The organism is Candidatus Blochmanniella vafra str. BVAF (genome assembly GCF_000185985.2).
Lineage (GTDB): Bacteria > Pseudomonadota > Gammaproteobacteria > Enterobacterales > Enterobacteriaceae > Blochmanniella > Blochmanniella vafra.
Genome location: NC_014909.2, coordinates 380,549 through 406,729 on the forward strand (window position 1 = coordinate 380,549; position 26,181 = coordinate 406,729).

The following is a 26,181-nucleotide window of genomic DNA, read 5'->3' on the forward strand; positions in this document are numbered from 1 at the left end:
TATGTCAATTTTAATAAACCGAAATACTAAAGTCATTTGTCAAGGTTTTACCGGAAAAAAAGCTAGTTTTCATTCTAAACAAGCATTATCTTATGGAACAAAAATAGTTGGTGGAGTGACTCCTGGGAAAGGAGGATCTATTCATCTTGGACTTCCAGTATTTAATACTGTTTATGAAGCAATACAACAAACTCATGCTACTGCTTCTGTTATTTATGTACCAGCTCCTTTTTGTAAAGACGCCATTTTAGAAGCTATATACTCTAAAATACATTTAATAGTTTGTATTACAGAAGGTATTCCAATATTAGATATGTTAATAATTAAACAACAATTACAAAGACAAAATACATGTATTATGATTGGCCCAAATTGTCCTGGTGTCATTACTCCAAAACAATGTAAAATTGGAATTATGCCTGATTATATTCATAATCCTGGTAATGTTGGAGTTATATCTAGATCAGGTACTTTAACTTATGAAGTAGTAAAACAAATAACAGATTCTGGGTTAGGACAATCAACTTGTGTTGGCATTGGAGGAGATCCAATATTAGGATCCAATTTTACTGATATTTTGAAATTATTTGAACAGGATACTCAAACTAAATTAATAATTATGATTGGGGAGATTGGAGGTAAATCTGAAGAACAAGCTGCGACTTATATAAAAAAATATATGACGAAACCAATTATAGCATATATAGCAGGATCAACAGCTCCTAAAGGGAAGCGTATGGGCCATGCTGGAGCTATTATTTCAGGAAAAGGAACTAATGTATATGAAAAATATACGGCTTTATCTGAGGCTGGCGTATATATTGCTGAAAATTTTGTAAACATCGGGAAAATGGCTAAAGAAATTTTAATAAAATATCAAGTCATTAAAGATTAATGAAAAGATTTAAAATCTATTAACTTTTAGATTTATACAAGCATTTCATAGAACTCAAATTAAAGTAAAGGAGAGTTTATTTATCTAATAATAATAATCGGTATGAATATATTTGACTTGTTTTTTAAAACCAATATGCTAGTTCAATTTACTACACTGTTATTAATTATATTTTCTATTATATCTTGGAGCATAATTTTTAATCGTATTTTTATCTTAAAAAAAGAACAGCGTAAATTAAAATTATTTGAAGATAGATTTTGGGCTGGAATAGAACTATCAAATTTATATAAAGAAATATCAAATAGGAGAAATCGATTGAATAGCTCTGAACGTATTTTTTTTGTAGGTTTTAAGGAATTTTCTAAATTATATCATATAAAAAATCATTTACCTGAAGTAGTAACTAATAGAACATTGTGCGTTATGCATAATATAATGAATATTGAATTAGAGATGTTAGAAAAGAATGTTCCTTTAATTGGAATAATTGGATCTATTAGTCCATATATTGGATTATTTGGTACTGTATTAGGAATAATACATGTTTTTTTAGAATTAGGAAAAATAACTACCGAGCATACGGGAGGGACTCATATACAACTTATTGCTCCTGGAGTAGCTGAAGCATTAATTTCCACAGCAATAGGTCTGTTTGTAGCAATTCCAGCTGTTATGGCTTTTAATTACTTGACAATTCAAATTAATACTCTTAGTCAGAGTTACAATAATTTTATAGAAGAATTCATTGCTATATTATATCGGCAAGTTCTTTTTAGCACTAATTCTACTTCTACCACAGTCAATAAGGACAATAAATATGTTGTTATATCAGCAACAAAAAAAGAACCAAAGATTTCAGATTCAATCTGAAATTAATATCGTACCATTTTTAGATATATTATTAATTTTACTGATTATTTTTATGATGATACCATTTCAATTAATACAAGGATTTCAAGTTAATCTTCCACACAGTACCAAGGCGGTAAGTATCACTGAGGATAATAAATATGCAATAACTATAGAAATTTTGAAAGAAGGATTATATAATTTTATTTATAACAATAAACATATTAATAATATTAATGCATCTAAATTATCATCAGAAATAAATAATATTGTTCAAACAAAACCAGATGTAATATGTTTAATAGCTGCTGCATCAATTATCAATTATAGTGAAATAATTCATATATTCAATTTATTAAGTACCAGCGGAATTTATTCCATAGGAATGATGACTAATCCGATTAATTAAAAAATGTTAATGTAATATATTTATGATAATACATAATTCTAACCTTACAAAAAAATATTATACAAATATTAAGTATGCTATTTTTATTTCGATAATAATGCATATAATTATTTGTCTGGTACTATTTAATTGGGTATCTTTTTTTAAAAAAAAAGATACCCCTTCCTTTATTTTTAAAATTTTTTCTGACAAAGAAAATGATAATCAAGTAATTAATCATCATCCTCGTCAACGTTCAGAACAATCAGATCGATTCAAAATTACAAACACTTCTTCTAATATCGCTTCATCAGAAAAACAATCTCTCCATCCTACCCCAGCGTTGAAAAAACAACGTTCAGAACAATCAGATCGATTCAAAATTACAAACACTTCTTCTAATATCGCTTCATCAGAAAAACAATCTCTCCATCCTACCCCAGCGTTGAAAAAACAACGTTCAGAACAATCAGATCGATTCAAAATTACAAACACTTCTTCTAATATCGCTTCATCAGAAAAACAATCTCTCCATCCTACCCCAGCGTTGAAAAAACAACGTTCAGAACAATCAGATCGATTCAAAATTACAAACACTTCTTCTAATATCGCTTCATCAGAAAAACAATCTCTCCATCCTACCCCAGCGTTGAAAAAACAACGTTCAGAACAATCAGATCGATTCAAAATTACAAACACTTCTTCTAATATCGCTTCATCAGAAAAACAATCTCTCCATCCTACCCCAGCGTTGAAAAAACAACGTTCAACTACAGCAAAAAAATTGCTAGCACATCCTCCATTACATAATACTAACATTCATTCTTCTGATTCAAACAAATTAGAAATATTATTAAATAATATACTGATTAGTAATGATAAATACATCCAAAATAATAAAAATTTTCAATCACTTTTTATAAAAAAAAATAATGCAGTTGAAATTAGAAACAATGAAATCAATTTATATAAAAACTTAATCATTCAATCTATTCAGCAAAAATTCTATAATGTTACCGATTATTCTGGAAAGAAATGTGATCTAAAAATTCAGTTAGATCCTAACGGTAAAGTAATATCAGTAACTTCTATTTCTGGAGATTGGATGTTATCCAAAGCAGCGACAATTGCAGTGCAATTAGCAAATTTTCCTAAACCACCAAATGTGTATGTTTACAATGTTTTTAAAAATATAATTTTAAGTTTTACTCCATAATCAATAATATAATTCATAAATCTAATATATTATTAAAAATAATATTTATCTATTTAAATAACGTTAAAAAATGTCTTTATCAAAATATATATAATTGCTATATTAAATATACAAACTAATAATAAATAAACTTCAACTTCATTACGATAATGTATCAAAAATTTTTTCTATTATCTATTTTGTTAAGTACATCGTTCTCTGCAATTTCGGATATGAAAATTGAAATTACACATGGAGTAAATACTGCTTATCCTATTGCTGTAGTGCCTTTTTCAACTACCTACATGAAACATAATAATATATTAAATAATAATAATAATATAGAAAATATCGGATCTATTATTGCTGCTGATTTACGTAATAGCGGAAAATTCAATACTTTACCTATTTCATTTTTACCGCATCAACCTTCTAAACTTTCTGATATTGTACCAATGTTTTGGAAAAAATTAGGTATTAATACAATTGTATTAGGATCAATTAATATAGACTGTAATGATAATTATCTTATTACGTACCAATTAATAGATACTTCTAGTAATCCTGCATTAATAATTTTAGAAAATCAATACTTAATAAAAAAAAAATATACACGTTGCGCTGCTCATACTATAAGTAATGAAATTTTTGAAAAATTAACTGGAATAAAAGGGGCATTTTGTACTCGTATTGCATACGTCTCATACATACATAATACTAAATATCCTTACGAATTATATGTTGCTGATTATGATGGATATAATCAAATATCTATTTGCCGATCAGCAGAACCATTAATGTCTCCTGCTTGGACTCCAGATGGAAAAAAAATTGCTTATGTTGCTTTTTCCTCCGGGCATTCAGAACTTGTAGTACAAACCTTGGGTACTGGACTAATTAACCATATTATTAAATTTCCTAATCACAATGGAGCTCCAGCATTTTCTCCGGATGGGGAAAAATTGGCATTTAGTTCATCAAAAACAGGTAGTTTAAATTTATATGTCATGTATTTATCATCTGGAAAGATTTGTCAAATAACCTCAAATAGACATAATAATACAGAACCTAGTTGGTTTCCTGATAATACAAATTTAGCATATACTTCTGATCAAGGAGGTATTCCTCAGATATATAAAATTAACATCAATAACATTATTGATAATCAAAGAATATCTTGGCTTCCTGGAAGTAATCAAAAACCAAACATTAGTTCTGATGGAAATTTTATAATTATGGTTAACAGGTACAAGGGGCAACAAAATATATCTAAGCTAGATTTATTAACTGAAAAGGAAGAAATTTTAACTAAACGCTCGTTTTTAGCAGATACACCTAGTATAGCTCCTAACGAAATTATGATTATATATAGTTCTATTTTAAAAAAATCAACATCTGTTTCTATCATTCACGATAATGATGAAAATAATGAAAAATCTGTGTTAGAATTAATATCTGTTGACGGTCACTTTAAAGCTAATTTAAAAGGTGCATCAGGAAGTTTAAGATTTCCTGTTTGGTCATCATCATCATGGACTTGCCCTAAAAAATAAAACTATATATAATAACAAATGGAATATGTATTTAATTTGTATATAAAGATTTTAATTCAATATCAGTATTTATATAAAAACCCAAAACACTATTAAGAGATTATTAGGTATTTATATGAAAATTAGTCAATCTACTTTCATTACGTATATATATAGACTTGGAATAAGTATCATAATGTTTTTATATACATCTTGCACACACATATCTAAGGATTATGAGAAACATGTCGATAATATAGATTATTTAAATAAATTAGATACAAATAGTATTGACAATATTATCAATCAACCTAATAAATTAAATAGACAACATTTACAATCTAAAAATATAATTTATTTTCCTTTAGATCAATATAATATTCCATCTGTTTTTTTTGACATTTTAGATGTACATGCTATTTTTTTACGAAAAAATCCATTACATCACATTATAATAGAAGGACATACAGATGAACGAGGTACTCCGGAATATAATATTGGACTAGGAGAACGTCGAGCCTATTCGATAAAAAAGTATTTACAAAGCAAAGGAGTATTATCTAATCAAATTAGTACTATTTCTTATGGAAAAGAAAAACCTGTTTCTTTTGGACATACTGAGGAATCATATTCTCAAAACAGACGAGGAGTGTTATTATATTAACAATATATATATATCATATAATAAAATTTATCTTATTTTTTTGTTGATTTTTTATGCAATAAGTACTGGTGTTATTTCAAATACAACATCTTTAGATAATTATATTCATGTTGCTCATGCAAAAAAAATATGCTCCAAAATTAATTTAGATCAAAAAATTAAAGAATTAAACCGAGTATTAGATGCCCACAGCCAGTGTTTAATTCAATTACAACAACAATTATTAGAAAATCAACAAGATATCGATACATTACGCAGTTGTATTCAGGATACTCAACATTGCATTCAAAGTATGAGGAATACTAATAACACAATAGAGAATTATGAAAAAATATGCGAAAAATCACGTTCAAATACAAATGTCATTAATAAAAAACAACAATTTTTAAATAATATAGAAGATGCTGATTATAAATTAGCAGTATCATTAGTTTTAGAAAAGAAACAATATGATCGAGCTATTCAAACATTTCAGGATTTTATAAAAAATTATCCTCAATCTAATTACCAGCCAAATGCACATTATTGGTTAGGACAATTGTATTATAATCAAAATGATAAAAATAATGCTTCCTATCATTTTGCACTAGTTGTAAAAAATTATCCCAAATCTTCAAAAGCACCTGATGCATTGTTAAAAATAGGAATAATTATGCAAGAAACCAATCAAATAGACAAATCTAAAACAATATATAAACAATTAGGGAAATTATATCCTAACAGTAACGCTGCTAAACATGCACAAAAACAATTAACATATTTAAAAAATAAATAACAAGTTGTTTATATTTTTTGATATATATTCTATTCTATACACTTTAAAATATTTAGTACTAGATATAATATTTATCTGTACTTACAGTAATTTATAATCGCATCATTAATATAATGCGATAAACTAAAAAATTTTAAACAAATTACATAATTTTCTTTATTCTTATTACAATTAGCAACTAAAATTTAGTTAATTTAACAAAAAAATATAAATTTATAAAAAAAATATGTATTTTATTAATATTTATAGAAATATTATATTTTGTATATATTAATTTTTATATAAAAACAATATTGATCCACATCGGCCCTTTTCCTGATTGATAGCGAGATAAAAAATTCAATTTTCCATTCTTTAAGTTAATTCGATATAAAGAAATACAATGAGATTTTTGGCCAGCAACAATTAAAAAATTTCCTGTTTTATCTATTGCAAAGCCACGAGGTTGTTTTTCGGTATGTTTGTATCCTATAAACCTTAATTTTTTCGTATCTGAAAGTATTTCAAAATAACTAATAGTATTAGTTAATCTATCAGAACAATACACCCAACGACTATCAGGAGTTATATGTATATCAGCTGCCCACAATTTGTTTATGTTAACACCATAAGTAATAGGTAATATATTTATTGTTTGTATAATACATAAATATTTTTCTTTTATATTGTATGATAATACATTAATCGTTCCATTAAATTCATTAATAACATACGCATAATCAGCAGATCTATGAAAAATCATATGACGAGGTCCGGAATCTATTTTAGTTTTAATATAATTTAAATGGTATGGTATTAATTTTCCGTTATGCTTATTTATATTAAATAATCTCACTACATTTTCTTTTAAACATGGAACCCAAAGTAACCTTTCAGTTCTATCTATATTAACTGAATGACAACCCAATAAATTTTCTATAGTTTGCACAATACTATTATTATCATTGGGCATACCTGAATCATCAAGAGCAATAACACTAATGGCATTATAATTGTAAGATGCATAATACAAAAAAGTACTTTGAGCATTCATAGTAATATGTGTAGGACTGCTTGCAATGTTCACAATTTTTATTTTGTTTAATAATCCTTCTCGATTTATACAATAAGTATAAATACTAAAATTAGGACGTATTCCAACATATAAAAATCGTTGAGTAGGATTAATCGCCATAGGTTGAGCTTGACCACAAGTAGATACTATTTGCATTAATTCTAATAATTCCTTAAATTCATCTAATTTCCAAACATAAATTTGCTGACTTTCAGGGCTAGCTACATAAACAATCTGTGTTATTTTTGATTTCATATTATTAATTTTATAAATATAATTATGCAATATTATTTAAATAATATATTTTTAATATTTTAAAATCTCTTAACTACAAATGTATAATAAAAAATGTTTACCATAAATTTTATATATATGTAATTACATTAGTGATATTTAAAATAAATGCATATAATAAATATATATTTATTTAATTTAAATATCTTTATAGGCTATACTATACATGATGTTTTTAAAAATAAAATAGTGAGTTTTTATGAATATAAATAAAATTCAAGTAGTATTTGTCAGACATGGAGAAAGTGAATGGAATAAAAATAATCGATTTACTGGATGGGTTGATATTGATTTATCAAACAGAGGTCATCTTGAAGCGAAACAAGCTGGTCAATTACTTAAAAAGAATAATTTTATCTTTACTTACGGATATACTTCTGTTTTAAAAAGAGCGATACACACTTTATGGATAATCTTAGATCAACTAAATCAAGCATGGCTACCAATAAAAAAATCTTGGAAATTAAATGAACGTCATTATGGAGCTTTACAAGGATTAAATAAAGATGAAGCTATAAAAAAATACGGTTATGAAACAATTCAAAAATGGCGCCGTAATTTTAAAGATATCCCTCCAGGTAGGGTAAAAAATAAAAATCTAATTACAGAAATAGATGACATTCATTACAACATTATGGGAATTCATAATCTCCCTAATGGAGAAAGTTTGGAGTTAACTGCAAATAGAGTTATTCCATATTGGAAAAACGTTATTATTCCTGACATCAATAATAATAACCATACGATTATTATCGTCACTCATGGAAATTCAATAAGAGCAATGATAAAATTTTTAAACTGTTTAAGTGAAACTGAAATTTCTAAAGTTGAAGTTCCTACCGGGACCCCATTAATATATGAATTTAATCGTGATTTTCAACCTATAAAACATTATTATTTATCTTGATTTTGTAATTTTTTAAGTTTTTCATTTGTAAATATAAATAATGCTACCAATTGGGAGCATTATAAAAGAAACAATTATTTTTATCAACAAAATGTTATATTTGTATAACATTTTGTTGATAAAAATAATTGTTTCTTTTATAATGCTCAGAAATTTTATTTTAATTATCAAAAGGTGATGGATTATGGATCGATTTTCCCGTTTTCAGGGCATATTATCTGATCGAGATAATACTATAATACAGCCATTTATATCTCAAGTATTTGGATGGATGTCTTGTGGATTATTATTAACTGCTTTTGTTGCATGGTATACTTCTAAAAGTCCTGTAGTTTTACAACTTTTATTTTCCAACCAAATAATATTTTTTGGATTAGTAATTAGTCAGTTAGCATTAGTATTTGTTTTATCTGGAATGGTAATTAAACTTAATGGATCTTTAGCAACTACTTTATTTATGTTGTATTCCGTATTAACTGGCTTAACTCTATCTAGTGTATTTATTTTATATACAACATCTTCAATCTCTAGTACTTTTTTAGTAACATCCGGGATGTTTGGAGCAATGACATTGTATGGATATACAACTAAAAGAGATTTAAGCAGTTTTGGAAATTTACTACTAATGGCATTAATTGGTATTATGCTAGCCTCTTTAGTTAATTTGTGGGTAAAAAATACAGCCATTATGTGGATAATTACCTATGTTGGAGTCCTAGTATTTGTAGGATTAACTGCGTATGATATGCAAAAGATAAAATCTATTGGTGCATCTTTATCTATAGAAGATCAGGATCAATTTCGTAAATACTCAATTATAGGAGCTCTAACCTTATATTTAGATTTCATTAATCTATTTTTAATGATGGTTCGTATATTTGGAAATAGACGGTAATTAGTTAATTTAATTTTATCCCATCCTATTATACCTTTCTGCCTTTTTTTAAAACAGAGAAGCGCAAGGTATAATAGGAAAGTTATTATCCATGATAATTAACTAAGTTTCTTAAAATAAGAAATTTTAGATACGAAATAAAAATTTCAAAATGTCTCCATCTTCTACAGAATAAATTTTGCTTTCATTGCGAACTTTTCCATGTTTCTTTCCTCCTATTTCTCCTTTATTTTCAATAAAATCAGAAAATTTGATTACTTGAACACGAATAAAACCTTTTTTAAAATCACTATGTACCTTATCTGATACATTAAATGCAGTATCTCCTTTAACACAGGTCCATGCTCGAATCATTTTAGAATTAACAGTAAAAAATGTATTTAATTGTAACAAAGATATAACATGTTCAATAATAGAATTAAATAATATAGAATATGTATTCTTGCACTCTAAAACTAATTTAGTATTAGAATTTTCTAAACAATATGAAACAATTGGAGCATAATTTTGATTAGATGTCAGTTTTTGTAATTGTTGAAGATAAATGTTACTTTCACTTTGTTTATTAATATTAGCAATATAAATAACTGGCTTAAAAGTTAAAAAATTAAATTTTTGAATATTTTGTTTTTCTATTAAAGACCATTGAATACTTCTCAAAAGAATACCTTCATATAACTGATCCAAACATTTTTTCAATATATATAACTGTTGATCATGATTAATACTTGTATATTGCGTTTTATAGTTTTTTTTAATAAAAGAAATATATTTCTCACATTTATCTATATCAAATAAAATTAATTCCGTATTTATAATATTAATATCTCTACAAGGATCTATATTATTCTTAATATGACAAATATTATCATCATCAAAACAACGTATTACATGACAGAATATTTTAATAAATTGTACATGATTTAAAATGTTTGGACCTAAACCTATACCATGTGCAGCACCTTCTATTAAACCAGCAACGTCAGTAAATTCTATTATTTCATGCACTATTTTATGTGTATGTACTATACGATTTAATTCATACAAACGAAATTCAGGGATTTTTACTACCGCAATATTAGGCTGAATAGTACAAAAAGGGAAATTAGCTATTTTAACAGGTATTTTAGTTAAAACTTTAAATAACGTCGATTTACCTACATTAGGCAAACCAATAATCCCGCAACTAATCTTCATAATATAAAAAAACTTTAATTATTTATGTATAAAACACAGATACACATGATCATCAAAATAATTTTGATCTCAATATAGTTCATTGTAAAATAAAAAAATATTAATATTTTAAAAATATTAGTTAATCGTTCATATTTTAGGGTGCAATTGATTCATGACTTTAACAAATTTATCAAATATTATATCTTCGATACATAATATCGCTTGATTCATGATAAAATCAATTTTTTTTTTTCATGAATAGAAGGAGAACTTAATACAAAATTTACAATTTCATTTTTATTTTTAGGACGTCCAATGCCTATACGTAAACGATAAAAACCGTATTGGTTGCTTAGGTTATTAATAATATTTTGAATTCCACGATGACTTTCATATAATTTATTCCCTAACTTTATCCTGATCATCCCAGGAGATAAATCTAATTCGTCATGAACTACCAATAATTCTTTTAAATCTAGCCGATATAACTTCATATATTTATATACCGCTAACCCACTCTCATTAATGTAAGAATTAGGAATTAGTAATTGCACTGTCATTGACTTACATATCGTAAGTGATCCTATAAATCCAGATAAAATTTTATCTAATTTCAAATTAACTTTATATTTTTTTGTCAGCATATGAATATACCGATGACCTATACTATGTCTAGTATTTATATACTCAGCCCCAATATTTCCTATCCCCACAATAAGTTTTATTGTCATATTAAATAAAATATAAAATTTGAAACACTATACTGTTTATTAAAAATGCCATTAAGCATATCAGATTTAATTATTAAAATAATAAGCATTTAAAAATACTTTATTGTATTCATACAAATAATAATATTTTTTATATTCGATACTCAAACATAGCAGAAATTGATTCTTCATTGCTAATACGACGAATTGTTTCTGCAAGCATACCTGATAAAGTTAAAGTACGTATATTAGGTAATTTTTGTATTACTATTTTTAATGGAATAGTATCACAAACGATAATTTCATCAATCATAGATTTTTGTATATTTTCATAAGCATTTCCAGAAAAAATAGGATGAGTAGCATACGCAAATATTCGACCTGCTCCTCTTTCTTTTAGCACATCTGCAGCTTTACATAATGTTCCTCCTGTATCAATCATATCATCCACTAAAATACAATCACGATTACATACATCTCCAATAATATGCATAATTTGAGAAATATTAGCTCTAGGTCTTCTTTTATCTATTATTGCCATATCAGTATCATTAAGTAATTTAGCAATAGCTCTAGCCCGAATTACTCCACCAATATCGGGAGACACAATTATAGGATTATTAAAATTTTGTCGAAACATATCTTCTAATAAAATAGGACTACCAAACACATTGTCTACTGGAACATCAAAAAAACCTTGTATTTGCTCAGCATGTAAATCTACTGTTAAAATACGATCTACCCCAACACTAGATAAAAAATTTGCTACTACCCGTGAGGTAATTGGTACTCTAGCAGAACGTACTCGTCTATCTTGACGAGCATATCCAAAATATGGAATCACAGCAGTAATTCTGGCAGCAGATGCTCGTCTTAACGCATCTACCATAACAATTAATTCCATTAAATTATCATTTGTAGGTGCACAAGTAGATTGAATAATAAAAATATCTCCACCACGTACATTTTCATTAATCTGAACGCTTACCTCTCCATCGCTGAATCTACCTACAGAAGCCTTACCAAGTGTAGTATACAATCGATCTGCAATAAGTTGCGCTAGTTCAGGAATAGCATTGCCAGTAAATAATTTCATAATAAGTAATACATTTGTACCTTATTGTAAAAAAATTAATAAATAAATAACTAAATATAATATTTTTATAATTAAAATAACCATACAGATATCATGCAAACATAATTTATTCCTTAAATTTTGATCTTTGATAAAATTTGATGTACGGGAGAGATATAAATTCCTCGTACTACAATACTTTTAATCCAATTTGGTAAATATTTTTGACTTTGACAAGCTAAATATCTATTATAAAATTCAAAAAAAATACAAGCCCCTGTCCCTGTTAATCGAGCTGATGCATAATTAGATAAATAAAAAAAATACTTTTTTATTTCAGGAAACATGTTTTTTACAATTGGCTCTAAATCATTAGAAAATGGAGTATTCAGTAATTTTTCTACTGAACGATATGGAGAGTAATAATTAAATGCAGATCTATACACATCAAACACCCAAGTCGTATTGATATAAATTGGAGGTATAATAATTAAATACCACCGTTCAGGTAAAAATATTGATACTAATTTTTCTCCAATACCTTCAGAAAAAGCTGAATATCCATTAATAAATACTGGTATATCTGCCCCTAACATTAATCCTAAACGCATAAGTACTTTTTTTTCCAAAAAACATCGCCATTCTTGATTAAGAATCATCAATGTAGTAGCAGCGTTAGAAGATCCTCCACCTAAACCTGAACCTATAGGTAATTTTTTATGTAAAATAATATCTACTCCTGGTTTCTTTTGGCACGATCTGAAACAAAATTTACGTAACAGTTTAGCAGCTTGTATAACTAAATTATTATTAGATATAATATTATTATTTGTATTAAATAGTCGAATACACCCATTTTTTGTTACAAAAAATTTCATATTGTCCCCATAATCTAACAATCGAAATAATGTTTGCAAATAGTGATAGCCATCTGAACGACGACCGGTCACATATAAAAATAAATTTAGTTTTCCTGGAGATACCACCCATTGATGCATTATCACATACTCCAATTATTTATATGTAATTTAATGAAATATTTTTCATAATGTATTTCTAAAATTTTAGGCAACATAGGTTTATTATTAGTAAAATAAAGTCGATAAAAAATACATATATTTTTATTATCATACAAACAATTTACTTTAGATAAAGTACCCATACTATTTAAATAATATTTTGAGTGATAACCAGGCAAACCTAAAATCCAAGATTGTAATTGTTCTTTAAAAAAATTAGTATTTGTTAACCATACTCGAACATTGTTTTTAAATTCTTCATCTTGAAACATTAAATTTGATGTAACGTATATTATACCGTTCTTCAAGGAAATAGAAATAATAGTTAAACCAAAAATATTAAATAATTTAATATTACAATTATTGTTATCATTCTGAGTCCAAATAAAATTTAAATACATTTTTTGTTTAGAATTAACTTTATAAACAATATTACCTTGAATGTGATAATAAAATATTTTCGAAATTAATTGCTGATGCATACTCCAAGAATTCATCAACCTTTTTTTTTCAAAAACAGAATCGTAATTATGTACACAAGCAGTACATATTAGCACTGCAATATTTAATAATTGAAAAAAATATATATTTTGATACATCAGAACAATAACTACAATATAATAAATTATTTATCCATAATGATATAATAATACTATTTTATAGTGTTTATATTAAATATAAACAACTTAAATTAATCTTTATTTATTATATAAAAATTTAAATAATAAACAAAAATATCAACACAATATTTTATATAAATTCATAATACTTTGCGCTACGGGATTTATTTATTTAATTATTTAATTTTGAGCTAATTGACAACTAAAATTTTACAAATATAATTGATTTAAAAAATAAAAATTATGATTATAAAATATTATATTAATAATATTGAATAAATCTAAAATATCAATACAATTCTAATCAATAGAAATTTATCATCTTTGATAAAGAGAATAAAATAATACAAAGTACATTATTACTAACTGTTACATATATTTTGTTTTATTAGATTATGATCATAATTTAAATAATATAAACAATATTTAATATCATTAAAATATTAAATATTATCTAATATTAGAGGCTGCATTTATAGTTAAATCAAAAATGTATGTTACATGACATTATAATAAACAAATTAACTATTTTACAAGAACGGTTTTATAAATTAAAACAACTAATTGAACATCCAAATCATATTCAAAACAATAAAGATTTTCATTCCATATCTAAAGAATATGCTCATCTTGCTCATATAGTGACCTATTTTGAACAATGGTTAAATATACAAAAAGAAATTCTTCACACTAAAGAAATACTTACTGATATAGATCTGCATGATCTTGCATTAGATGAATTAAAAAAATTAAATATAATAGAAAATAATCTTGAAAAAAAAATTAAAATTCTATTATTGCCAACAGACCCTAATGATAAATATGGTTGTTTTATTGAACTACGAGCCGGTACTGGTGGAAAAGAAGCAGCTATATTTTCTGGAGAATTATTTCGAATGTATACGCGTTACGCAGAAACACAACGATGGAATATAGAAATTATTCATGCTACATATGGAGAATATGGAGGTTATAAAGAAATTATTGCAAAAATTTCCTGTAATGGAGCTTATAATCAATTAAAATTTGAATCTGGAGGACATCGGGTTCAAAGAGTACCATATACTGAATCACAAGGACGTATTCATACCTCTACTTGCACAGTAGCTGTAATTCCAAAAATACCTGACATTAAATTACCTAATATTAACCCTAATGATTTAAGAATCGATACTTTTCGATCATCAGGAGCAGGAGGACAACATGTAAATACAACAGATTCAGCAATTCGAATTACTCATATCCCTAGCGGACTATCTGTAGAATGTCAAGATGAACGATCTCAACATAAGAATAAATCTAAAGCATTGTCAATATTACGTTCTAGATTATATGCAATGAATATTAAACGTCGAAAAATTGAAGAATCTAATTTTAGACGCAACTTGATAGGTTCTGGAGATCGTTCCGACCGGATACGTACATACAATTTTCAACAAGGACGAGTTACTGACCATCGTATCGATTTTACATCATATAAATTAAGTGATGTTATGGACGGAGCTTTAGGAATTTTAATAAAACCTATTATATGTAAATATCGTTCTAAACTAATAGATCAATTAACACAATTATAATGATAACTTGGAATAAATGGTTAAATTTAGCTTGTTTAAAATTAAAGCATTCACTTAGCCCTAAGTTAGATGCAGAACTTTTATTACAAAAAGTAACTAGAAAATCTAAAATACAATTATTAACATTCGGAGAAACGAACTTAAGCTTTAAACAAATACAAACACTACAACTATTAATTAATCGTCGGTCTCAAGGAGAACCTATTGCTCATATAATTGGGGTAAAGGAGTTTTGGTCTTTAAATTTTAAGGTATCGCCAGGAGTTTTTATTCCTAGACCAGATACTGAATGTTTAATAGAACAAATATTAAATTTAAATTTTAATTCTGATAATGTAGAAATTTTAGATTTAGGAACTGGAGTAGGCACAATAGCTTTAACTTTAGCATCAGAACGTCCGTCTTGGAATATTACTGGGATAGAACAGCAGAAACAAGCATTAAGTTTAGCTCATAAAAATAAATTATTATTAGATTGTAAAAATGTAAATTTTATATACGGAAATTGGTTTAAATATTTAAAAAATTCAAAAAAATTTGATCTTATCGTTAGTAATCCACCTTATATTAATAAAAAAGATTTACATTGGCTATCTAAAGATGTATATTTTGAACCTAGAAATGCATTAATATCAAAAAATTCAGGATTATCAGATTTAATGATAATTTGTCAATACTCTAAATATTATTTGTGTCCATCTGGATGGATATTTTTAGAGCATGGATGGAACCAAGGGAAACAAGTAAGAAATTTATTAAGTAAGCAACAGTTTATTAATATTTGCACAAAATTTGACTATAATAATTGTGAACGTATTACCTGTGGTCAATGGAAACCTACATAATAATTTTATAAATAAAACATAATATTGAAATAAATAATACAAAAAATAATTGGAGTGGATATGAATGATATCATGATCAATATTGGAGATATCCAAATTTCAAATGATTTACCATTTGTGTTATTCGGAGGAATGAATGTGCTAGAAGAACATGATACAGTAATGAAAATTTGTGAACATTATACTTCTGTTACTAGCAAGTTAAATATACCTTACATATTCAAGGCGTCTTTTGATAAATCAAATAGAACTTCTATTCATTCTTATCGAGGACCAGGATTAGAATCAGGATTGCATTTATTTCAAATATTGAAAAAAACATTTAATATCAAGCTCATGACTGATGTACATGAAATCAGTCAGGTTAAAGCTGTATCAGAAGTAGTAGATGTAATACAATTACCAGCTTTTTTGGCACGACAAACAGATTTAATTAAAGCAATAGCACAAACTGGATCGGTAATAAATATAAAAAAACCTCAGTATATGCACCCAACTCAAATTCAATATATAATTCAAAAGTGTCATTCTTTTAATAATTACAATACTATATTATGTGAACGAGGCACGTGTTTTGGATATGACAATTTAGTTGTAGATATACTAGGATTAAATATAATGCGTAATATTTCAGGAGGATACCCAATTCTTGTAGATGTTACACATTCTTTACAAACCCGTACCCCATTAAGCTCTATCTCCGGAGGAAAAGGAAATCAAGTCTTTGATCTTGCTAAAGCAAGCATTGCTGTAGGTATAGCTGGGATATTCTTAGAAGCTCATCCCTGTCCTGATATAGCCAAATGTGATGGACAATCTGCGCTACCTTTAACGAAATTAGAACATTTTTTAAAACAAATCAAAGCTATTGATAAATTAGTTAAATCTTTCAAATAAAATAAGTAAATAACTTGCAGTTTTTAAGACAATAAATTACAGGTAATAACCTATTTTTAATTAAAAATAAAAAATTCTATTTCAGAATCCAATAATTACTTGTATATTTTCTTATAATACAACAACCTATTCTTAATATTATACTTTATGTAATACAATAACGAATAAATTGACACTGTCAGTACTTCTATTTACCTTGAAATAAGAATTACGTTCTAAATAAATTAATTATTTATATATGTACTAATTAAAATAATACTAATTATTTTTTATTTTAATTTAAAACATACAACAACAAATATTAAATATGATATTATGAAATGTACATTTTTGCTACTATATTAGTAAGAGTTATTAGTGATGAAAAATAAGTAAATGCAAGATAACAAACTAATATCTTCATTATATTGTCATATTAAAATATACCCTGCATTTATCTAGTTTTAAATTACCTTTAGAAGGTATTACCTAATATACTTAATACATAAAAATTTTTTAAAAATAGTATGATTTTTTATAAAAAATTGTTTAGTAAAATTAGATATAATAATTTTTAAATATACAACACAATAATAATTTTAAATTTAGAGAAAAAAATTAATTTTAGACTTATTGATAATTCAATTATACTAAATAAGAATAAAATTCTAATTAAACATAATATAATATAAAAAAAGTTTATAAACTTAAACAATAAAACAGATTTCATATGTATACATTTAAAAAGCATTAAATATATAATATACCTGTTAATTTAATATAAAAGTAATCATTAAGATAAACCTGATTATTATGGATAATCACTTTCAACAATACAAAAAAAAAGATCATCGTACCCTTTCAAATCAACTAGATTTATTTCATACACAAGACGATGCTCCAGGTATGATATTTTGGCATAAAAATGGGTGGATTATTTTTCAAGAATTAAAAAAATTTATTAGAAAAAAACTTCAACAATATCAATATCAAGAAGTAAAAAGTCCAATTATGATCGATCAGGAATTATGGAAAAAAACGGGACATTGGGATAATTATTATGAACATATATTCATTACTGCTTCAGAAAATCGTACATATTGCATTAAACCTATGAATTGTCCAGGCCATATTCAAATTTTTAATTATGGTATAAAATCATATAAAGATTTACCTCTTCGTATAGCAGAATTTGGTCATTGTCATAGAAATGAACCTTCTGGATCACTACACGGCCTTATGAGAATAAGAGAATTTACACAAGATGATGCGCATATTTTTTGTTCTATCGAACAAATACCAACTGAATTAAACTATTGCATAAAAATGATGTATGATGTTTATCATACATTTGGTTTTAAAAAAATAATAGTTAAATTATCCACTCGACCAATAAAAAGAATTGGGGAAGATTCAATATGGGATATTACGGAACAATGTTTAGTTCATATTCTTCAAAAAAAGAACATCGAATTTACATATCAACCTCAAGATGGAGCTTTTTACGGACCTAAAATAGAATTTATTTTACTTGATTCTTTAAAAAGAGCTTGGCAATGCGGTACAGTACAATTAGATTTTTCTTTACCTAAATTACTAAAGGCTAAATACATAGATAACAATAACAAATATCAAATTCCAGTAATGATTCATAGAGCTATTTTAGGATCTATAGAAAGATTTATTGGTTTGATCACTGAGGAATATTCAGGTTTTTTACCAACATGGTTGGCTCCTACGCAAATTGTTTTAATGAATGTTACTGATGCACAATCTTTATATGTAACTAATATAGCGAATAGGTTAAAATTTGAGAATTTCAGAGTACAAATAGATTTAAGGAATGAAAAAATAGGATGTAAAATTCGATTACATACCATGCATAGAGTACCTTATATGATAATATGTGGAAATTCAGAAGTAGATCACGGTACAATATCTATACGTACTTTCCGAGGTAGAAAAATTAACAATTATAATATAGATACATTTATACAAAAATTAAAACAAGAAATTAATACTTATAATTTTAATCAATTGGAGGAATAGATATTATTAAAATTGGAAAAAAGATGCAATCATTTAGATTGCATCGTATTAATAGAGAAATTACTTTACATAAAACTAGATTAACCGGAGTAGATGGTAAACAAATTGGAATTGTGGATTTTAATGAAGCAATTAAACAAGCTGAATCAGTTGGATTGGATTTAGTTGAGATTAGCCCAAATTCTGATCCTCCAGTATGTAAGATCATGGATTACGGAAAGTTTTTATATGAAAAAAGTAAATCGACAAAAGAACAAAAGAAAAAACAAAAAATAATTCACGTTAAGGAAATAAAATTTCGACCTTCTACTGACGAAGGCGATTATCAAACAAAATTACGTAATATAATTAAATTTTTAAGTGAAGGCTGTAAAATTAAAATTACTTTACGTTTCCGAGGTGGAGAATTAATTCATCATCAGATTGGAATGAAAGTATTATACCGTATACGCAATGAGCTACATGAACTAGCAACAATTGAATTTTTTCCAAAAAAAATTGAAGGACGACAAATGACTATGATTTTAATTCCAAAAAAAATTATTAATAAAACAAATTATTCTAAAAATTATAACAATGATACTAATCATGACATAATAAATTAAAAAATAATTGATGGTTTAATCTACACTGATTGAGAATAGTCTATGCCTAAAATTAAAACATTAAAAAGTGCTAAAAAAAGATTCACCAAAACATCTTCAGGTAAATATAAATATAAACATGCCTACACTAGACATATTTTAACTAAAAAATCTTCAAAACTTAAACGTCATTTAAGACACAGATCTGTTTTATCTAACATGTATATAAGCAAAATTACAAAAATTTTACCCTATATATAAAAAAGTAGATATGTGCTTTAATGATATACACAAATTATAAGAATGATAACATTATAACAAATAAATTATTCATATATTCAAAGGGGCATATATGATGACTCGTGTAAAAAATAGCATTATAGCTCGTGCTAGACATAAAAAAATTTTAAAACAAGCATCTGGTTATTACGGAGCTCGGTCACGAACATATCGAGTTGCTTATCAATCAATCTTAAAATCTGGACAATACTCATATCGCGATCGTCGACAAAAAAAACGTTTGTTTAGAAAATTATGGATTAATCAAATTAATGCAGCATCTCGTCAGTATGGTATTACTTATAATATCCTAATAAATGCCTTACGTAAATCTTCTATTAATATTAATAGAAAAATACTCGCCAAATTAGCTCAATCTGATAAAGTAAGCTTTTTCAGTATTATAAAAAATTCTGTAAAAACTATATGAGACACAACATATATACACTATTTTATACAATATTACATTAAACATTATATATAATATATTATGAACAATTTCTTAAAATAAAATGCTAAAAAATCTATTAGACAATTTGGTAAATCAGGCAAAAAAAAAATTAATAGCATCTAACAATATAGGGGATTTAGAGTCTATACGAGTTGCTTTTCTAGGAAAAAATGGATATATAAATCAACAACTTAAATTATTAAATCCTACAAAATTAAATATGAATCCAGAATTGGGAGCTTCTATAAATCAAGCAAAAAAAGACATATATAATTTATTTCTGAAACAAAAAAAAACAATACAATCACAAATTATAAAACACTCTTTACACACACAAATATCGGACATTACTTTACCTGGTCGTCAATCAGAAATAGGTGCATTTCATCCTATAACTAGCGTTATAGAGCAAACAAAAATATTTTTCAATCATTTAGGGTTTTCAGAGGTAGATGGACCAGAAATCGAAAATGATTACTTTAATTTTGATGCTTTAAATATTCCTAAGAATCATCCTTCTAGAAATCAACATGATACTTTTTGGTTTGACACAAACCTATTGCTTAGAACCCATACTTCTGGAATTCAAATACGTTGTATGCTTTATGAAACTCCTCCAATGCGTATCATGTCTATTGGAAAAGTATATCGAAAAGATTATGATAACAAACACACTCCCATGTTTCATCAAATAGAGGGTTTTATGGTAGACTCTAATTTAAATTTAATGAACCTAAAAAAAATATTATATGACTTTTTACATAATTTTTTCAAAAAAGATATAACTTTACGTTTTAGGCCTTCTTATTTTCCGTTCACTGAACCTTCCGCAGAAATAGATATTTTATATACTACCAATACCATCCAATCAAAACAACCGGAGGATAAATGGATAGAATTATTAGGATGCGGAATGATACATCCAAAAGTATTAAGTAATGTAGGTATCGATACAAAAAAATTTTCAGGTTTTGCTTTTGGAATAGGAATAGAACGATTAGCAATGTTATTATACCACATTACCGACATGCGAGTTCTGTTCGAGAATGATATACAATTTCTTAATCAATTTTAATATTTCAATACAATTATATATATTGTATCAAGGAGCAATTTATTATGAAATATAGCGAACTATGGTTACGAAAATGGACCAACCCACCGGTTACTCATAATGAGCTAATAAATCAATTAACCATGGCTGGATTTAATGTAAATGAAACTCAATCTATTATTTTAAATAAGTTTTACGGGGTAGTTATTGCAGAAATTATAAACTTTAAAATACATCCAAATGTTGATAATACATGGATTATTACCATAAATAATGGTACTAACAAATTAATCAGCATTATTTCTGATAATCACATTAATTATAGAAAAAAAATGAAGGTAGTTGTAGCAAACATAGGGGCTCTATTACCAGATGGTCAAGTGGTTACATCAAAAATTATACAAGGTATAAAATCAGAAGGTATTTTATGTACTTTTTCAACATTAGGTCTACATAATAATAGAAAAGATATTATAGAGTTACCTGATAATGCACCTATCGGATATGATTTTTACGATTACTTAGATTTAAATGATAAAATAATTGATGTTGACATCACCCCTAACAGAGGAGATTGTTTAAGTATAATTGGACTTGCTAGAGAAATAGCTTCTATAAATAAATTACAATTAAAAAAACTAATAATCAATACTATTATTCCAACTACTCATGAAACTATTCCTATTAGGATTGAAGAACCAAAATTTTGCCCTAAATTTTTAGGTAAAATTATAAAAAATATCAATATTAACGTTCCTACTCCTCTAAAAATACAAGAGAAATTACGTCGCTGTGGAATTCGTTCAACAAATATAGTAGAAGATATTACAAATTATGTTGTATTAGAATTAGGACATCCAATACATATATATGATTACGAAAAAATTAATAAAAACGAAATTATTATAAGATTATCTAAACCAGGTGAAAAATTAATCTTTGATGAAAAAAATATCAATATTAAACTATTTGAAAACACATTAATTATCTCTGATCGTAATAAGCCATTAGCTATTGCTGGGCTTGAAATAGAAAATAAATCAAATATTTCTCTAAAAACTTCTAATATATTTATACAAGTTTCTTTTTTAGATCCAACAGTAATCATAAAACAATCTAAATTGTATAATTTCCATCATTTTTATACAATGCAATATGAACGAGGAGTAGATTGCAACATATCTGAGTTAACGTTAAATTATTTTACGGAATTATTAATAAAAAATTGCAATGGACATGTAGGCCCAACTATAAAAATTATTAATAAAAAATTTATACCTAAAATAAAAAAAATTAAATTACAACGGGCTAAATTAAATTCAATACTTGGTTTTCATGTAGAAACTCAAGACATTTCAAATATTTTAAAAAGTCTGGGTTTTAAAATAAATGTCAAAGATAATCTATGGATTGTATCGATTCCAACTTGGCGTTTTGATATCAATATAGAAGAAAATTTAATATCTGAAATTATACGTATATATGGATATAACAAAATCCCACAAGATTCAATTAAAACTGTATTAATCCCAAATTCTCTGCATACCCAACTTTCAAATGAAACAGTTACATTATCTAAATCCAAAATTATATTAATAGATCGAGGATATCAAGAAATAATTACATATAGTTTTATAAATCCTAATATTCAAAAATTAATGAAATTTCAAGATATAACTCCATTCACTTTAATTAATCCTATAAATCAAGAAATGTCTGTTATGAGATTATCTTTATGGCCAGGCCTTATTAAAACGATGTTATATAATCAAAATAGACAACAAAAAGATATTCGATTATTTGAAAGTGGAATGTGTTTTATCCCAAATAAAAATAATAATGACCAAGTATCTCACCAATTTATGTTATCCGGAATAAGATCCGAATTTAAAAATAACGAACATTGGGACTCAAAAATATCTTCAATAGATTTTTATGACATTAAAGGAGATGTGGAATCTGTATTAAATATGATTTATAGACACAATCAAATTATATTTAAAAGCTGTATTCATCCTGCACTACATCCTGGACAAAGAGCTGAAATATATTGTAATAATATACTAATAGGATATATAGGAATGATTCATCCTAAAATACAACATTTATTAGGTTTACGTGCAAATATATTGATGTTTGAATTATTTTGGGATGCAATCCCTAAATTTACATTATCTCAAATTACCTCTGTTTCTAAATTTCCGAAAAATCATCGAGATATTTCTTTTGTTCTACCAATATACATTTCTGCATCAGCTGTAATTGATGAATTAAAAAAACTTAATATTAATCAATTGATTTGCATTAAATTAATTGATTTATATACAGGAAAAAAAATTCCAATTGGATTCAAAAGCTTTACTATTAAACTAACTTTTCAAAGTAATACGCATACATTCCAAGAACAAGAAATTAAAGAAATACTGAATACATGTATTATTACATTACAAAAACGTTTTCATATTATTTTAAGATAAAATTTTATTTTTTAGAATTATCTTAAACTCTTATTAAATTTATCAATAAACTGTATTGTTCTTATAATAAAGAATACCTTTTATAAAAAAATGATATTAAATAACTGTTTATAATTTTATTTATTGTACAATATAATAAAATTATTTATATCCATACATTAAAAGTAATACTAATTTTTATTAAGCTTATTATAAAGGAAAAATTATGACGTCTCTACGATTGTTAGTTTCTAACTCTTATAATCCATGGTTTAATTTATCCTTAGAAGAACATACATTTCAAAATATGGAGAAAAATCAATCCATATTATTTCTTTGGAGAAATCAAAACACAGTAGTTATTGGAAGAGCTCAAAATGCTTGGAAAGAATGTAATACCCGCCGTATGACCCGAGATGGAATTAAGTTAGCTCGGAGATATAGTGGAGGAGGAGCTGTATTTCATGATTTAGGAAATACCTGCTTTACTTTTATGTCTACTCAACCAAAATATAACAAAAATATATCTTTAAACATAATTTTAAATGGATTAAATACTTTAGGAATTAAAGCTATAATTTCCGGAAGAAACGATATAGTTGTAGATACAACACAAGGACAACGAAAAATTAGTGGATCTGCGTATCGTAAAACAACGGATCGCCAATTACATCACGGTACGTTACTGTTAAATGTAAATCTCAATAAATTAACTTATTATTTAAACCCAGATTTTAAAAAATTAGAAAGTAAAGGTATTTCTTCCATAAAATCAAGAATAATTAACCTTAACAAACTAAAACCAGATATTGATCATGAAGAAGTTTGTCATACGATACAACAAGCTTTCTTTAAATATCATCAAGCATCTGAACAACAACCAGAATTAATTTCTATAAATGATTTGAATCATGTAATAGAATTTTCTAAACAATTTAATAAACAACGTAGTTGGGATTGGAATTTTGGCAATACCCCATCATTTACTCATTTATTAGACAAAAGATTTGATTGGGGAGGAGTAGAACTACACTTTGACATTGAACATGGAATAATCAATCGTAGTCAAATTTTTACTGATAGCTTAGATCCTGCTCCATTAGAAGAACTATCAAAAAAACTAATAGGAATCCCGTATAATTCTAGTAGTATACAAAACTGCTGTATAAAATGGATGGAAAATTGGCCTAAATTAAAAGAATTAGAAGAAGTAAAACTTTGGTTAGTAAAGAGTATTATTTAATTAATATTTTAAACTATTTTAGTATAAAATATATACCATTGTCTCAAAAGTTATTTAAATTATATATAACTATTATAAGACTAAAAGTTAATCGAGGCACATATAATGCTGAAAAATTTATAATAACTATTGTATTATATTAATAATAATATTAACTATACTCTGTAATTTATGCATTTAATTACGTAAATAAATAATTATTTATGTAATCTTTAAAAAAAAAATAAAGAGAATATTGACATATTCTTCAATTATTTCAACAAATTTTAATAAACGCTAATTATAATTTTATAAAAATTAATTAATTTTAATGGGTAGTTACAATGCAAAACACTATTGTACATAGTAATACATTTTTAAAATCCAATAAAAACATTCCTTGGAAAGGAGTTACATTAACAGATTCTGCAGCACAGCACATTCTTCAATTAATAAATAGAGAATCAAAAATTTTAGGATTAAAAATAACCATTAAAAAATCAGGATGTGCTGGATTAACTTATCAATTAAGTAAAGTGTTTTATCCTGAACAAAATACCGTAGTTTATGAACATAATAGAGCTAAACTATTCGTTCCAATAAATATCATGCCTATTATTGACGGTACAGAATTAGATTACATTCAGGACGGTTTAAACTATTCATTTAAATTTAATAACCCTAAAGCTCAATTTCACTGTGGTTGTGGAGAAAGTTTTAGAATATATAAATAG

Annotated in this window: 25 protein-coding genes and 1 pseudogene; 20 read left to right on the forward strand and 6 right to left on the reverse strand. The window is 26.0% G+C overall.

Going from position 1 to position 26,181, the window contains the following annotated elements:
- The first annotated feature begins 1 nt into the window (after nt 1).
- From sucD to ybgF, 7 genes are all read left to right on the forward strand, one after another.
- Complete coding sequence (gene sucD, locus BVAF_RS01665; RefSeq protein ID WP_013516655.1) at nt 2-895, forward strand: succinate--CoA ligase subunit alpha; 894 nt, start codon at nt 2-4, stop codon at nt 893-895.
- A 102-nt stretch (nt 896-997) separates the two neighbouring features.
- Nucleotides 998-1,768 (forward strand): protein TolQ, encoded by a 771-nt coding sequence (gene tolQ / locus BVAF_RS01670; RefSeq protein ID WP_013516656.1) that lies wholly within the window; start codon nt 998-1,000, stop codon nt 1,766-1,768.
- Nucleotides 1,769-1,820: 52 nt separating this feature from the next.
- Nucleotides 1,821-2,156 (forward strand): biopolymer transporter ExbD, encoded by a 336-nt coding sequence (locus BVAF_RS01675; protein WP_236608334.1) that lies wholly within the window; start codon nt 1,821-1,823, stop codon nt 2,154-2,156.
- Nucleotides 2,157-2,253: 97 nt separating this feature from the next.
- On the forward strand, nt 2,254-3,351 hold the full coding sequence (gene tolA / locus BVAF_RS01680; protein WP_236608335.1) for a cell envelope integrity protein TolA: 1,098 nt from the start codon (nt 2,254-2,256) through the stop codon (nt 3,349-3,351).
- A 149-nt stretch (nt 3,352-3,500) separates the two neighbouring features.
- Nucleotides 3,501-4,883, forward strand: a complete 1,383-nt coding sequence (gene tolB / locus BVAF_RS01685) for a Tol-Pal system beta propeller repeat protein TolB (protein WP_013516659.1) — start codon at nt 3,501-3,503, stop codon at nt 4,881-4,883.
- Between the two features lie 115 nt (nt 4,884-4,998).
- Entirely contained in the window at nt 4,999-5,526 is a 528-nt protein-coding gene (gene pal / locus BVAF_RS01690; RefSeq protein WP_013516660.1) for a peptidoglycan-associated lipoprotein Pal, read from the forward strand.
- A 43-nt stretch (nt 5,527-5,569) separates the two neighbouring features.
- Nucleotides 5,570-6,301, forward strand: a complete 732-nt coding sequence (gene ybgF, locus BVAF_RS01695; RefSeq protein WP_013516661.1) for a tol-pal system protein YbgF — start codon at nt 5,570-5,572, stop codon at nt 6,299-6,301.
- Between the two features lie 277 nt (nt 6,302-6,578).
- Here ybgF and pgl read toward each other — a convergent pair whose 3' ends face one another.
- On the reverse strand, nt 6,579-7,610 hold the full coding sequence (pgl, locus tag BVAF_RS01700; RefSeq protein ID WP_013516662.1) for a 6-phosphogluconolactonase: 1,032 nt from the start codon (nt 7,608-7,610) through the stop codon (nt 6,579-6,581).
- A 238-nt stretch (nt 7,611-7,848) separates the two neighbouring features.
- Here pgl and gpmA point away from each other — a divergent pair, with 238 nt between their 5' ends.
- Entirely contained in the window at nt 7,849-8,556 is a 708-nt protein-coding gene (gpmA, locus tag BVAF_RS01705) for a 2,3-diphosphoglycerate-dependent phosphoglycerate mutase (protein ID WP_013516663.1), read from the forward strand.
- Nucleotides 8,557-8,740: 184 nt separating this feature from the next.
- Nucleotides 8,741-9,451: a Bax inhibitor-1/YccA family protein gene (locus BVAF_RS01710; protein ID WP_013516664.1), complete on the forward strand. Its 711-nt coding sequence runs from the start codon at nt 8,741-8,743 to the stop codon at nt 9,449-9,451.
- A 126-nt stretch (nt 9,452-9,577) separates the two neighbouring features.
- On the opposite strand, the gene ychF is transcribed toward BVAF_RS01710, so the two are convergent.
- From ychF to lolB, 5 genes are all read right to left on the reverse strand, one after another.
- Entirely contained in the window at nt 9,578-10,648 is a 1,071-nt protein-coding gene (ychF, locus tag BVAF_RS01715; RefSeq protein WP_013516665.1) for a redox-regulated ATPase YchF, read from the reverse strand.
- Nucleotides 10,649-10,857: 209 nt separating this feature from the next.
- Nucleotides 10,858-11,361 carry an aminoacyl-tRNA hydrolase gene (gene pth / locus BVAF_RS01720; RefSeq protein WP_236608337.1) on the reverse strand — a complete coding sequence of 168 codons (504 nt, stop codon included), beginning with the start codon at nt 11,359-11,361 and terminating at the stop codon, nt 10,858-10,860.
- 130 nt (nt 11,362-11,491) lie between these two features.
- A complete protein-coding gene (locus tag BVAF_RS01725) occupies nt 11,492-12,436 on the reverse strand; it encodes a ribose-phosphate pyrophosphokinase (protein WP_013516667.1) in 945 nt (314 codons plus the stop codon).
- Nucleotides 12,437-12,549: 113 nt separating this feature from the next.
- Nucleotides 12,550-13,416 carry a 4-(cytidine 5'-diphospho)-2-C-methyl-D-erythritol kinase gene (gene ispE / locus BVAF_RS01730; RefSeq protein WP_044026190.1) on the reverse strand — a complete coding sequence of 289 codons (867 nt, stop codon included), beginning with the start codon at nt 13,414-13,416 and terminating at the stop codon, nt 12,550-12,552.
- A complete protein-coding gene (lolB, locus tag BVAF_RS01735; protein ID WP_013516669.1) occupies nt 13,416-14,033 on the reverse strand; it encodes a lipoprotein insertase outer membrane protein LolB in 618 nt (205 codons plus the stop codon). Before lolB ends, ispE begins: the two co-directional genes overlap by 1 nt.
- 515 nt (nt 14,034-14,548) lie before the next feature.
- Between lolB and prfA the strand changes: the two genes are divergently transcribed.
- The 11 genes and pseudogenes from prfA (at nt 14,549) to BVAF_RS01790 (ending at nt 26,181) form a co-directional block, all read left to right on the forward strand.
- Complete coding sequence (gene prfA, locus BVAF_RS01740; RefSeq protein WP_013516670.1) at nt 14,549-15,631, forward strand: peptide chain release factor 1; 1,083 nt, start codon at nt 14,549-14,551, stop codon at nt 15,629-15,631.
- Nucleotides 15,631-16,476, forward strand: a complete 846-nt coding sequence (prmC, locus tag BVAF_RS01745; protein ID WP_013516671.1) for a peptide chain release factor N(5)-glutamine methyltransferase — start codon at nt 15,631-15,633, stop codon at nt 16,474-16,476. Before prfA ends, prmC begins: the two co-directional genes overlap by 1 nt.
- Before the next feature lie 60 nt (nt 16,477-16,536).
- On the forward strand, nt 16,537-17,373 hold the full coding sequence (gene kdsA, locus BVAF_RS01750; RefSeq protein ID WP_013516672.1) for a 3-deoxy-8-phosphooctulonate synthase: 837 nt from the start codon (nt 16,537-16,539) through the stop codon (nt 17,371-17,373).
- Between the two features lie 807 nt (nt 17,374-18,180).
- Nucleotides 18,181-19,401 (forward strand): annotated as a pseudogene (gene thrS / locus BVAF_RS01755) (threonine--tRNA ligase); the annotation flags it as partial.
- 5 nt (nt 19,402-19,406) lie between these two features.
- On the forward strand, nt 19,407-20,006 hold the full coding sequence (gene infC / locus BVAF_RS01760) for a translation initiation factor IF-3 (RefSeq protein WP_083826951.1): 600 nt from the start codon (nt 19,407-19,409) through the stop codon (nt 20,004-20,006).
- A gap of 42 nt (nt 20,007-20,048) precedes the next feature.
- Nucleotides 20,049-20,246, forward strand: coding sequence for a 50S ribosomal protein L35 (gene rpmI, locus BVAF_RS01765; RefSeq protein ID WP_013516675.1), 198 nt, complete (start codon nt 20,049-20,051; stop codon nt 20,244-20,246).
- 94 nt (nt 20,247-20,340) lie between these two features.
- Nucleotides 20,341-20,694, forward strand: coding sequence for a 50S ribosomal protein L20 (rplT, locus tag BVAF_RS01770; RefSeq protein ID WP_044026129.1), 354 nt, complete (start codon nt 20,341-20,343; stop codon nt 20,692-20,694).
- Nucleotides 20,695-20,776: 82 nt separating this feature from the next.
- The gene (pheS, locus tag BVAF_RS01775; RefSeq protein WP_013516677.1) at nt 20,777-21,790 is read left to right on the forward strand and encodes a phenylalanine--tRNA ligase subunit alpha; all 1,014 of its coding nucleotides are present in this window, start codon (nt 20,777-20,779) and stop codon (nt 21,788-21,790) included.
- A gap of 44 nt (nt 21,791-21,834) precedes the next feature.
- Nucleotides 21,835-24,246, forward strand: a complete 2,412-nt coding sequence (pheT, locus tag BVAF_RS01780) for a phenylalanine--tRNA ligase subunit beta (RefSeq protein WP_013516678.1) — start codon at nt 21,835-21,837, stop codon at nt 24,244-24,246.
- A 205-nt stretch (nt 24,247-24,451) separates the two neighbouring features.
- A complete protein-coding gene (locus BVAF_RS01785; RefSeq protein WP_013516679.1) occupies nt 24,452-25,468 on the forward strand; it encodes a lipoate--protein ligase in 1,017 nt (338 codons plus the stop codon).
- 323 nt (nt 25,469-25,791) lie between these two features.
- Nucleotides 25,792-26,181, forward strand: a complete 390-nt coding sequence (locus tag BVAF_RS01790; RefSeq protein WP_013516680.1) for an iron-sulfur cluster assembly accessory protein — start codon at nt 25,792-25,794, stop codon at nt 26,179-26,181.